Source organism: Acidobacteriota bacterium (assembly GCA_026393675.1).
In the GTDB taxonomy this organism is placed as follows: Bacteria; Acidobacteriota; Vicinamibacteria; order Vicinamibacterales; family JAKQTR01; genus JBAXOX01.
Window position 1 is genome coordinate 1 of sequence record JAPKZQ010000020.1, and the last position, 12,050, is coordinate 12,050.

Annotated in this window: 8 protein-coding genes; all 8 read left to right on the forward strand. The window is 65.3% G+C overall.

The window, feature by feature from the left end:
* Positions 1–466 precede the first annotated feature (466 nt).
* The 8 genes from NT151_07080 to NT151_07115 all read left to right on the forward strand — a co-directional run bounded on the left by NT151_07080 (position 467) and on the right by NT151_07115 (position 11,654).
* Entirely contained in the window at positions 467–2,566 is a 2,100-nt protein-coding gene (locus tag NT151_07080) for a M1 family metallopeptidase (protein MCX6538677.1), read from the forward strand.
* A 19-nt stretch (positions 2,567–2,585) separates the two neighbouring features.
* Positions 2,586–3,611, forward strand: coding sequence for a hypothetical protein (locus tag NT151_07085; GenBank protein MCX6538678.1), 1,026 nt, complete (start codon positions 2,586–2,588; stop codon positions 3,609–3,611).
* Between the two features lie 18 nt (positions 3,612–3,629).
* A complete protein-coding gene (nadE, locus tag NT151_07090) occupies positions 3,630–4,394 on the forward strand; it encodes an NAD(+) synthase (GenBank protein ID MCX6538679.1) in 765 nt (254 codons plus the stop codon).
* A gap of 49 nt (positions 4,395–4,443) precedes the next feature.
* The gene (locus NT151_07095; protein ID MCX6538680.1) at positions 4,444–5,469 is read left to right on the forward strand and encodes an isocitrate dehydrogenase (NAD(+)); all 1,026 of its coding nucleotides are present in this window, start codon (positions 4,444–4,446) and stop codon (positions 5,467–5,469) included.
* 17 nt (positions 5,470–5,486) lie between these two features.
* Positions 5,487–6,623, forward strand: coding sequence for a 1-acyl-sn-glycerol-3-phosphate acyltransferase (locus NT151_07100; protein MCX6538681.1), 1,137 nt, complete (start codon positions 5,487–5,489; stop codon positions 6,621–6,623).
* 2 nt (positions 6,624–6,625) lie between these two features.
* Positions 6,626–7,561, forward strand: coding sequence for a proline dehydrogenase family protein (locus NT151_07105; protein ID MCX6538682.1), 936 nt, complete (start codon positions 6,626–6,628; stop codon positions 7,559–7,561).
* Positions 7,562–7,614: 53 nt separating this feature from the next.
* The gene (locus tag NT151_07110; protein MCX6538683.1) at positions 7,615–8,979 is read left to right on the forward strand and encodes an HD domain-containing protein; all 1,365 of its coding nucleotides are present in this window, start codon (positions 7,615–7,617) and stop codon (positions 8,977–8,979) included.
* A gap of 161 nt (positions 8,980–9,140) precedes the next feature.
* Complete coding sequence (locus NT151_07115; protein ID MCX6538684.1) at positions 9,141–11,654, forward strand: AMP-binding protein; 2,514 nt, start codon at positions 9,141–9,143, stop codon at positions 11,652–11,654.
* Positions 11,655–12,050: the final 396 nt, after the last annotated feature.

Here is a 12,050-nt window from a genome sequence, read left to right on the forward strand (position 1 = left end):
GCCCGGCATACAGGTCCCGCTTCTGCTGGAGGTCTCACGACCTCACGCAGGGGACCGCGCTACCCTACTGCTCAGCGGTTCATAGGGGTGGGCTCCTTTCATCCCACGAGGAACACGCCGCTTCACGGCGCACCAAAACGTGCCTTGCCGGGACTTGTCGCCGACCTTACGGACGGGGGCTCCTGGCCCCGGTCCTGTCTTGGCCCTCACGGCACGTTTTGCAGACTGCCGCCCTTCGACTTCGCTCAGGACTTCGCTGTCGGCTTGGTTCGAGGGGCCGCTACGGAAACCGTACGTCCGCCAACATCAGCGGGTGCCACCGTGGAGAGCGGGCATCCTTGCAGGTTCTTCCCGAACCCCGAATCTCGAATCCCGAATCCCGAATCCCGGCTACCGACGCCCTATTCGACTCGCCGGTCGGTCTGCGCTACGATTTGCACGCAGTACCACATCAGAGGGGATGCTCATGCGTGCTCATCTGTTGCCAATCGCGGTTCTGACGCTGGCCGTAGCGACATTAGCCGGGGCCGGCTCGGGACTCGCGCAAAGACCCAGGCGCCCTGCGCCGCCGGCAGCGGCCCGGCCCGCCGCGGTTCCGGTCAAACCGACGGGAGCCTCTGTCGCGGGATCGGTTCAGCCTGGGGCGTTGTCGCCACGCAACGCGAACTACTCGATCGACGTCGCGCTCGATCATACCTCGCGAACGTTGAACGGCCGCGCGGTCGTGACCTGGCGCAACATCACCAATACGAGCACGTCCGAACTGCGTTTCCACCTGTACTACAACGCCTGGAAGAACATGCAGTCGACCTGGCTGCGTGAGCGAACACTCTCCGGGCGCATGCCGAGCGGAATCGCGCAGGATGACTGGGGCTGGATCGAGGTCGGCGCGGTGCGACTGCTCACCGGCGATTCGACGCCCATCGACCTGTCGTCGCGTCGGCGTTACATCAGTCCCGATGACGGCAATCCGAACGATCAGACCGTGCTCCAGGTACCGCTGCCCGCACCGGTTCAGCCCGGCGAGACGATCAACGTCGAGGTCACGTGGACATCGAAAGTCCCCCGCACCTTCTCGCGAACCGGCACGATAGGCAACTACTACTTCATCGCCCAGTGGTTTCCCAAGCTCGGCGTGCTCGAGGAGACCGGCTGGAACTGCCACCAGTTCCACTCCGGCACGGAGTTCTTCTCGGACTACGGGATCTATGACGTCCGGATGCAGGTGCCCGGACGCTGGGTGCTCGGCGCCAGCGGCCGCGAGCAGTCGCACACGGACAACGCCGACGGCACCACCACCTGGGTCTACCACGCCGAGGACGTCCACGATTTCGCGTGGACCACCAGCCCAGACTTCATCGAGCGCAAGGCGCGATTCGAGCACAAGAGGCTGCCGCCCGTCGAGATGCGCCTGCTGCTGCAACCGGAGCACGCAACCCAGGCGGAGCGCCATTTCGAAGCGACGCGGACGGCGCTACAATTCTACGGGGAGTGGTTTGGCCCGTACCCGTATCCCAACATCACGATCATCGATCCCGCCTGGCAGAGCGGCACCGGCGGAATGGAGTACCCGACGTTGTTTACGGCCGGGTCCCGATGGCTGGTACCGGCGCGGGTCACGCAGCCCGAAGGCGTCACGGTTCACGAAGCCGGCCACCAGTTCTGGTACGGCATCGTCGGCAACAACGAATTCGAGGACGCGTGGCTGGACGAAGGGTTCAATACGTACTCGACGGCGAGAGCCATCGAGGCCAACCCGCTGCTGAAGACGAACTACTACTCCAGGCGGTACTTCGGCGGCTTCATCCCGTATGTGTTTTCCGACATCGCCTTGTCGCGCGAGGTGGCGGGCAACGGCTTGAGCGGATATCGGAGTTCGGCAAGATCCGACGCACCGTCGACGCCCAGCTACAAGTACTTCCCCGCCTCCGGCGGCGGACTCTCGTACAACAAGACGGCGCTGTGGCTGAACACGCTCGAGCGCTACCTCGGCTGGCCGACGATGCAGCGCATCATGTCCACGTTTTTCGAACGCTGGAAGTTCCGCCACCCGTCCCCGCAGGATTTCTTTGCAGTGGTCAATGAGGTGTCGGGGCGAGATATGACCTGGTTCTTTGATCAGGTGTATCGCAGTTCGAATGTATTCGACTATGGCGTGCAGGCCGTACGTAGCGAGCCGGTCCCGGGGCCGGGGTACGTGGACCGCAACGGCAAGGTGACCTTCGAAGCCGGCGCGGGTCAGGGCGGCCGTGTCCGCTCGACGGTTGTGGTCCGCCGGTACGGTGAGGCGATCTTCCCGGTCGACGTGCTGGTGAGTTTCGGCAATGGTGAGCAGGTGCGCGAGCAGTGGGACGGCCGCGAACGCTGGACATCGTTTGTCTACGAGCGCGGAACTGGGGTCGAGGCCGTCGTCGTGGATCCGGATCGCATCCTGCTGCTCGACATCAACCGGACCAACAACAGCTACCGGGCGCATCAGGCCTCGGCCGCTGCCGCGCAGAAGTGGATGCTGAAGTGGATGGTGTGGTTGCAGGACGCGTTGGCCACGTACGGATTCTTTATCTGACGGCGCGGGGCGAATCGCTATGACGAGCATCATCGCGGCATTCACGGACGGTGCGAGGCGCGTGTGGCGGGCACCGGCCATCCTGGCGGGCGTGTACCTGCTGATTCTCATCACGACGACACTCCCCGGGCTGGTCGTCCGGGAGGACATTGCCGCGTCCTTAGGCCCAAGCGCCGAAGCCGACACGATGTTGAAGGGCGTCAGCCTGGAGTGGTGGGACCAGTTCGGCGAGTCGGCATCCGGGCTCAGCAGGAGTTTCTCGCCGACCATCATCGGGTTCGGCGCGACGCTCGACAACCTGAGCCGTGTGCTCGACAACGGAACGCTGCCGGTTGCCGTCCTCGCCCTGGCCGGCGCGTACATGCTCGTCTGGCTGCTTCTTGCCGGCGGCATCCTGGACCGGTTCGCGCGCAACCGCGCCACCCGCCGCCAGGCGTTTTTTGGCGCGTGCGGCGTGTACTTTCCGCGCTTCCTTCGCCTCGGCATTCTCGGCCTGGTTGGGTACTGGCTGCTGTTTGCGTACGTCCACGGGTGGCTCTTCGAGCGGTTGTGGAATGCGGCCACCCACGATATGACCGTTGAGCGCACCGCCTTCCTGCTGCGTCTGGCACTGTATGCGGCATTCGGGGCGCTGCTCGTGTTCTGGAATGTCGTCCTCGACTACGCGAAGATCCGCGCGGTCGTCGAGGATCGGTACAGCATGCTGGGTGCGCTGCTGGCCGCGTGGCGGTTCGTGATCCGGAAGCCAGCGGCGGTCGGCGGGCTGTACCTGCTGAACGGGTCGTGCTTCGTCGTCGTCTTGCTCCTCTATGCGCTTGTGGCGCCTGGAGCGGGAGGCGGCGGCCTTCAGATCTGGACGGGGTTTGCGATTGGCCAGATCTTCATTCTGGCGCGCCTGTTCGTGAAACTGATGTTCTACGCATCACAGACGGCGCTGTTCCAGGAGTCGCTGGCCCACGCAGCGTACACCGCGGCGCCGGTTCCGGTGTGGCCCGACTCGCCTGGGGCCGAGGCCATCGTCAACGCGGCCGAGCGCCGCCCTTGAATAGGCTATAGTCAAGGCATGTCTATCGTTGTCGATCAGATGGCGGCCTGGCTGCGCCAGCAGGTCGAGGCCGCCGACGCGAAGGGCATTGTCGTCGGGCTGAGCGGGGGCATCGACTCGGCCGTCGTGGCGCGCGTCGCGCAGCTGGCCATGGGAGATGCCGTCCTCGGCGTCATCATGCCGGCGCACAGCGATCCCCAGGACGAACAGGATGCCCGGCTGGTCGCCGAGCGCTTCAAGCTCCCGGTTCTCGCCATCGATTTGACGGCCGGGTACGACGACCTGATCAGCAGCATCCAGCAGGCGCTGGCCAACCAGCTCAGCTGGGGCATGGCCGGGAACGGGACGCCGTCCAGGCTGGCGCTGGCGAACCTGAAACCCCGGTTGCGCATGACGACGCTGTATGCGGTGGCCAATCGCTTCGGCTACATTGTCGCGGGCACGGGCAACCGGAGCGAGATCGCGATCGGGTACTTCACGAAGTACGGTGACGGGGGCGTCGACGTGCTGCCACTGGGTGCGCTCGTCAAGAGCGAGGTGCAGGCGCTGGCGCGCGAGCTGGACGTGCCAAGCGGCATCATGGAGAAGGCACCGAGCGCCGGACTCTGGCTGGGTCAGACCGATGAGGGCGAGATGGGGTTCACGTACGCCGAACTCGAGCAGTTCCAGCGCGAGGGCCCCGCAGCGGTTGCGCCGGCGGTGGCGTCGAAGATTGAATCGCTGGTGCACGCCAGCGATCACAAGCGGCTGATGCCGCCCGTGTTCGAGCCCGTCCGGAGCTGACCCCCCCGGCTGACCTGCCCCCGCGAATCGCGCATAATAGACGATTGCCATGGCACATACGATTACGCTCATCCCTGGCGACGGCATCGGACCGGAAGTGTCCGCCGCGGTCGTGCGGATTCTCAAAGCGTCCGGGGTCGCGATTGACTGGGAGCGCCACGATGCGGGCATCGTCGCGCTCGAACGGCACGGCACCACGCTGCCCCATCCGCTGCTCGACTCGGTGGAGCGCAACAAGGTTGCGCTCAAGGGACCGCTGACGACGCCGATCGGCACCGGATTCACGAGCGTGAACGTGGGACTGCGCAAGGCGCTCGACCTCTACGCGAACCTGAGGCCGGTCTACAACCTGCCGGGCGTGCAGTCACGGTTTCAGGGCGTCGATCTCATACTGGTTCGCGAGAACACCGAGGATCTCTACTCGGGGCTCGAGCACGAAGTGATTCCGGGCGTCGTCGAGAGTCTGAAGATCATTACCGAGCGGGCCTCGACCCGCGTGTCGCGGTTCGCCTTCGAGTACGCGCGCAAGAACGGGCGGAAGAAAGTCACGGCGGTGCACAAGGCCAACATCATGAAGCTCAGTGACGGCCTGTTCATCGATTGCGCCCGCAACGTGGCACGGGACTTTCTCGATCTGGTGTACGACGAACGGATTGTCGACGCCACCTGCATGCACCTGGTGATGACGCCCGAGAAGTTCGACGTGCTGCTCATGCCGAACCTGTACGGCGACATCCTGTCGGACTTGTGCGCGGGCCTGGTCGGCGGTCTTGGCGTGGTGGGCAGCGGAAATATGGGCACCAGCACGGCCGTGTTCGAAGCCGTGCACGGCACGGCGCCAGATATTGCCGGCAAGAACCTCGCGAATCCGATGGCGCTCCTGCTGTCGGCGGTGATGATGCTCAGGCACATCGGGGAGATGGAGCGCGCCGACGCGGTGACGCAGGCCCTCACCAGGGTGGTCACTGATCCCCGCACGCGGACCCGCGATCTGGGCGGCACGGCCACCACGACGGAGTTCACCGACGCGGTCTGCCGCGACATCGAGCACGCCGGCGATCACCTGCGAGCCTGAGCACGAGTCGAGGACCGATGCCACATCCGGAACTGCTCGACGACATCACGCGTGCGGTGCTGGCGCGCGACGAGATTGCCCGGCTGCTGCAGGGAACGCACGGCGACAGCGCGCCCGAGTCGAAAGAGCGCGTGCACGCGTATCTCGACGAACTGCACACGACGCAGCGGTACTTCCTGTACCACGCGCTGCGGCACCCGCTCTATCCCATCCTGCGGAAGATTAAACGGATCGTGGAACACATCGACACGCTGCAGGCGACCCTCCAGACGAGCCGGGTGATCTACGCGTCGAACCACCGGAGCCATACCGACTATCTGGTGGAGCCGATCATTCTCGACGACCATGGCATCCGGCCTCCGATCACCGCGGCCGGGATCAATCTGTTCGCGGGGCCCCTCGGCCTGCTGCACCGGCACGTGACCGGGGCCATCCCCATCCGCCGCAACACGAAGGACCCGGTCTACCTGATCACGCTCAAGGCCTACGTCGCCGAACTGCTGCACCGGAGGGACCTCCTCTTCTACATCGAGGGTGGACGCTCGTACAGCGGCGAACTGAAGGCACCCAAGACGGGATTGCTTCACGCGGCCATGCAGGCCGAACTGCCGAATGTCGTCGTGGTGCCGGTCGCGATTGCGTACGATCTCGTGCTCGAGGACCGCATCGTCGCGCGCCAGGGCGTCAAGCGACGGCAGCGGCCGTTTGCCCGGGAATTGGCCGAGATGGCGACGATGGCGGTGGGGTACCGATCGCGTGCGTTCGTCGTGTTCGGTGATCCGATTCCTCTCGACGGCTACAAGCACGAGTCGCGACGGGATGTGCTCGATCTGGCGCACCGCACGCGGGATGCGATTGGCCGTCTCTACAAGGTGCTGCCCACCGCGCTGGTGTCGGCGGCGATGAGGCCCTCGCTTACCCGCCGGGACCTTGAAGCCCGTGTGGGCACACTGCTCGACGGATTGGCGCGGAACCAGGCCAATATTGGCGTGCGTGACGCGCGGCAGGCGGTCGACGACGGCGTGGCCGCGCTCGACCGGCGCGGGATCCTGCACGCGGAGCGCAGCCGGATCCGCGTGCGCGATCGCGGTCTGCTTCGTTATTATGCCCGATCAATTCAACATCTTCTTCCGTCAGCCCCGGACAGGACCTGATCATGCTGGACGCGCTGTCAAAATCGTTTTTCCACGCCCTCGCCCGCAGCAAATCCATTGAACAGCTCGCCTCACGTTACGGAATGGCCAAACCGACCAGCTTCGGCCGGCGCTTCATCGCCGGCGAAACCGTCGACGAGGCGATGGCGGCTGCCCGCGTCATCCAGGGCCAGGGTATGTTGCTCACGCTCGATCAACTCGGCGAGAGCATCACCACCGTGGCCGAAGCCGACGCGGCCACAAGGGGATGCCTGAACCTGATCGAAAACGTGGTGGCAGCCGGCATTGATCGCAACATCTCGGTCAAGCTCACCCAGTTGGGTCTGGACATCGATGTCGCCGTCTGTGGCGACAACCTGCGGCGCATCCTCACGCTCGCCAGACAGCACGACGTCTTCGTGCGGGTCGATATCGAGAACACGCCGTACATCCAGAAGACGTTCGATGTCGTTGCCGTCATGTGGGGCGAAGGATTCCGGAATACGGGCGTGGCGCTCCAGTCCGCGGTCTTCCGCAGCGAAGATGATGCCCGGGCGATGTGCAAGGCCGGCATCCGGGTCCGGCTGGTGAAAGGCGCCTACAAGGAGCCGCCGAACCTGGCGCATCAGGCCAAGGCCGAGGTCGATGCGGCCTACGTGCGCATCATGAAGACGCTACTGACCGACGGCGTGTATCCGGCCATCGCGACGCACGATCCCGCCATGATTGAGGCGACCAAGGCCTTCGCGGCCGAGAAGCACATCGCGAAGGACAAGTACGAGTTCCAGATGCTCTATGGCATCCGACGTGATCTGCAGGCGGCACTCGTGCGAGACGGATATCGCATGCGGGTCTACGTCCCGTTCGGCAAACAATGGTTCCCCTACTTCATGCGCCGGCTGGGTGAGCGCCCGGCCAACGTGGGATTCGTCCTCAAGGGCATCTTCGGAGAACGCTGACGGCTGACCCGTTCCGAGCATCGACCGCTTCGGCACCCCATCTTCCTGAGGGCGTGCTGCAGATCGCTCGCGCCGTGCGTGATGCCGGCGGGCGTGCCCTCGTCGTCGGCGGGTGGGTGCGCGACCGCATCCTCGACCTCCCGTCCAGGGACATCGACGTCGAGGTCTATAGTCTGCCCGCGCCGGCGCTACGGGCCCTGCTCGAACGCTTCGGACGCGTCGATAGCGTCGGCGAACAGTTCACCGTCTTCAAAATAGATGACATCGATGTGGCCCTGCCGCGCCGGGAATCCAAAATGGGCCACGGCCACCGCGGCTTCGACGTGCAGGGCGATCCGTCGATGTCAATCGAGGAGGCCTCCCGGCGGCGCGACTTCACCATCAACGCCATTTCATGGGATCCACTGACCGGCGAGTACCTCGACCCATGCCATGGCCGTGACGACCTCGAGCGGCGCATTCTCCGCGCCGTTGATGCCTCCACGTTCGGCGACGACAGCCTGCGCGTCCTGCGCGCCCTCCAATTCGCGGCCAGATTCGAACTCGTGGTCGAAAACCAGACGCGCGATCTGTGCCGGTCCATCGCGCTGGACGATCTGCCGAGCGAACGGGTCTTTGGGGAGGTCGAAAAGCTGCTGCTCGGCGCCCCCCGGCCGTCCGTCGGGTTCGCGCTGGGCCTGGATCTCGGGGTCATCCCTCGACTGATGCCGGAGATGGCGGCGCTGGTCGGATGCCGGCAGGAACCCGAATGGCATCCTGAGGGCGACGTCTGGGTGCACACGCTCATGGTCGTCGACCATGCGCGCGCGGCCATCGACGATCTCGATCGGGCACGGGGTCTGACGATCATGCTGGGTGCCGTATGCCACGATTTCGGCAAGCCGGCGACCACGGCGTTTCTCGATGGCCGCATCCGTTCACCCAATCACGAACCTGTCGGGGTGGCGCTGACGCTGGCGTATCTCGACCGCCTCAACGTCCATTCCGTCGACGGCTTCGACGCGCGCCATCACATCGTCGGCCTGGTGGCGTATCACCTCGCCCCAGGCATGTGGCACAAGGCCGCGACACCGGTGGGAGATGGGGCCTTCAGACGGCTCGCGCAGAAGGTGGACCTCGAGTTGCTCGCGCGACTGGCCCGGGCGGATTGCCGGGGCCGCACGGGCGACTTCGACTGCTCGGCGATGGACTGGTTTGTCGAGCGAGCGCGGGCACTTGGCGTCGAGCACCGGCCGCCCGAACCGCTGCTCAAGGGCCGGCATGTCCTACTGATGGGCCTCGAGCCCGGGCCCCCGGTCGGCCGAATTGTGAAGGCCGTCTACGAGCGCCAATTGGATGGCTCGGTTGCCACGCTGGAGGATGGGCTCGCCGCCGCCCGCGAGATCCTCGCACACACAGAACCGCCTGTACAGAACTAGGCAAGGGCCTGGGGCCTCGCCTCTCTAACCGTCCTCCTAAGGTGTCAGCGGGCGCCGGTGTCAGGACGAAATGTTGCAGAAACTGCAACACGCGGTCGAAAAACGCCCCGGGAAAATGAGACTGACATGAGAAAATGGGTCTGACCCAATTTTCCTTTATCATGCGCCGCGACACTCTCGCCGACGTGTTTGCCGATCTGGCCGTAACCCGGGGCGAATTCCTCGTCTACGACGACGGCTACCGGATCAGGACCTGGACGTACGCCGATGTCGGGCGCGCGGCCCGCGCATCGGCGGCACGACTGGCCAGGGCCGGCCTCCGCAAAGGTGATCGGGTCCTGCTGTGGGGCGAGAATTCGCCCGAGTGGATCGCGGCGCTCTGGGGCGCCATCATCGCGGGCGTCGTGGTCGTTCCGGTCGATTACCGAAGCTCTCTCGAGTTTGTCCGCCGGATTAGACGCGTCGTCGATGCGCCCGTGATGATGGTCGGCCGCGACGTCGCGTGGATCGAATCGCACGAGGCGAACGGGTCCGGGACGATTGACGGCGCGCAGGTCTGGCGACTGGCCGACATGGACTGGCGCGAGGTCGCCGAGCCACCACCTGTCGAACTGGCGGGCCAGGATACGGCCGAAATCCTGTTCACGTCAGGCGCGACGGCCGAGCCGAAGGGTGTCGTGCTGACGCACCGGAACATCCTGGCCAACATCATCCCTGTCGAACGCGATCTTGCGCGGTTCCGCGCGTACTTCAGGCCGGCCGCCCCGCTCCGCTTCCTGAATCTCCTCCCGCTCAGCCACATGTTCGGGCAGGCCATGGCCACATTCATCCCGCCGATGCTGGCCGGCACGACGATCTTCATGCGGAGCTACAACCCGGCCGACATCATTCGCCTGATTCACCGGCGGCGCGTCTCGGTGTTGGTGTCGGTCCCGAAGATGCTCGACGTCCTGCGCGAGCACGTGACGCGCGTCGCGCCATCAGTCAGTCGGCGAGCCAGACCGGATGTGCACTGGACCCGTCGCTGGTGGCAGCACCGGGATGTGCATCGCCTCTTCGGCCTCAAGTTCTGGAGCTGCGTGGTCGGCGCGGCTCCGCTCGATCCCGAACTCGAAGCGTTCTGGTCGAATCTGGGATTCCTTGTCGTCCAGGGCTACGGCCTCACCGAGACGGCGCCCATCGTGGCCTTCAATCACCCGTTCGCGGCGCACGGTGGATCGGTTGGAAAACCGCTCGACGGGCTCGACGTGAAGATTGCTCAGGACGGGGAAATCCTCGTCCGTGGCGACAGCGTGACCTCCGGCTACTTCAACGCACCAGGCGCCACGTCCGCGGCATTCGAGAACGGCTGGCTGCGAACCGGCGACATCGGCCAGCTCGACGATGAGGGTCGGCTGTACGTGCGTGGCCGCAAGAAGGAGTTAATCGTCCGGCCCGACGGCCTCAACGTGTTTCCCGATGATGTGGAGCGCGTGCTGAATGTGATCCCCGGCGTGCGTGAATCGGCGGTGGTCGGCGTCGACGATGGAACCGGCGAGCGCGTGACCGCCGTGCTCGTCGTCGAGCCCGGTGCGGTGGCTGATGACGTGATCGCCAGGGCCAATGCGATACTTGCCGAACACCAACGGGTCCGCACGGCGCTGGTGTGGACCGACGGCCCACTGCCGAGAACCGAGGGCACGCGGAAACTCAAGCGTGTCGAGATCAAGGCGTGGGCGCGAAGCGGCGAGCGAACCGCGAGCGCGGCGACATCGGGTGATCCGCTGGAGGATCTGCTCGTACGATTCGCGCCGGGTCGGAGCGTGGGCTCGGCCACCAAGATTGACGATCTCGGCCTGAGCTCGCTCGATCGGATCGAACTGATGATCGCGATCGAACAGCGATTTCTGACCTCCGTTGACGAAGTGGCGTTCTCGCAGGCCCGCGATCTGGGCGATCTCCGCGCGCTGGTCGAGCAGGCACCGGCACCAACCGACGGTGCACGGGAGAGCGTGCCGTTTCCTTCGTGGAATCGATCGCGCGTGGCAAGGGTGGTCCGCAGAATCGTGCTCGACGTGCTGGTGTTGCCGCTGACCAGGTGGTTTGCCAGATTGACTATCGAGGGAGTCGAACATCTCACTGGCGTCGATGGCCCCGTTGTCTTTGCCTCGAACCATCAGAGCCACATGGATACTGCGGTGGTGCTCGCGGCTCTACCGGCACGGTGGAGGTACCGGGTCGCGCCGGCCATGCGCAAGGAATTCTTTGCGGCGCATTTCTTTCCGGCCAATGTCGGGCGGCGCGAACGCTGGGCGAGCAGTGCGTTCTACTACCTGGCTGCGCTGTGCTTCAACGGGTTCCCGCTGCCGCAGCGCGAGGTCGGCGCGCGCGACACGCTGCGCTACATCGGCGAACTCGCCGCGGCGGGGCAATCCGTGCTCCTCTTTCCGGAGGGTGAACGGGCCGAGACGGGATCAATCAAGGCGTTTCGCGGGGGCGTCGGGATGATTGGGAGCCGACTGGGACTGCCGGTGGTCCCGGTGCGACTGGATGGGGTTGACCGGGTCTTGCACGAATCGTGGCACATGGCCCGGCGCGGACCCGTCCGGGTGAGGTTTGGGCCCCAAATCGCCCTTCGTGGCGACGACTACGCCGCACTGGCCCGGAGGGTCGAAGCGGCGGTTCGGAGCCTGTAAATACGGGCCATTCCCAGCCAGCGGCACACCGTGAGGTGTCTCAGTTGCGACACAGCCACCGATGTGGCACAATCTTTGGATATGGCAGGTCCTGAGTTCGACCCCGTTGACGTGCCAGTGCCTCAACTTGAGACACCAACTGCGGACGCCGCCCCGGCGCCCGCGCCGGCGCTGTCGGCGGCCGTACAGCGGTTTCAATCGTGCCGTTGGCGCCAGGCGGCCGAGGATGGCGTGCCGGACCACTGCACCCACAGAGACGTCCAGCCCATGGCCGGGACGACCGGGTTCGATCCGGAAGCCTGGTGTCCGGACTGCGCCTGCTACAAGGTTCGCCGTACGCCGCGCAAACGTCCACCGCAGACGCCGGAAGATCGGTACTACTACTAACCAGGGCGC

What these genes read in the sequence shown, in the direction of transcription:
- NT151_07105 (MCX6538682.1), top strand. Translation starts at nt 6,626, where the DNA reads ATGCTGGACGCGCTGTCAAAATCGTTTTTCCACGCCCTCGCCCGCAGC.
- NT151_07080 (MCX6538677.1), top strand. Translation starts at nt 467, where the DNA reads ATGCGTGCTCATCTGTTGCCAATCGCGGTTCTGACGCTGGCCGTAGCG.
- NT151_07095 (MCX6538680.1), top strand. Translation starts at nt 4,444, where the DNA reads ATGGCACATACGATTACGCTCATCCCTGGCGACGGCATCGGACCGGAA.
- NT151_07085 (MCX6538678.1), top strand. Translation starts at nt 2,586, where the DNA reads ATGACGAGCATCATCGCGGCATTCACGGACGGTGCGAGGCGCGTGTGG.
- NT151_07115 (MCX6538684.1), top strand. Translation starts at nt 9,141, where the DNA reads ATGCGCCGCGACACTCTCGCCGACGTGTTTGCCGATCTGGCCGTAACC.
- NT151_07100 (MCX6538681.1), top strand. Translation starts at nt 5,487, where the DNA reads ATGCCACATCCGGAACTGCTCGACGACATCACGCGTGCGGTGCTGGCG.
- nadE (MCX6538679.1), top strand. Translation starts at nt 3,630, where the DNA reads ATGTCTATCGTTGTCGATCAGATGGCGGCCTGGCTGCGCCAGCAGGTC.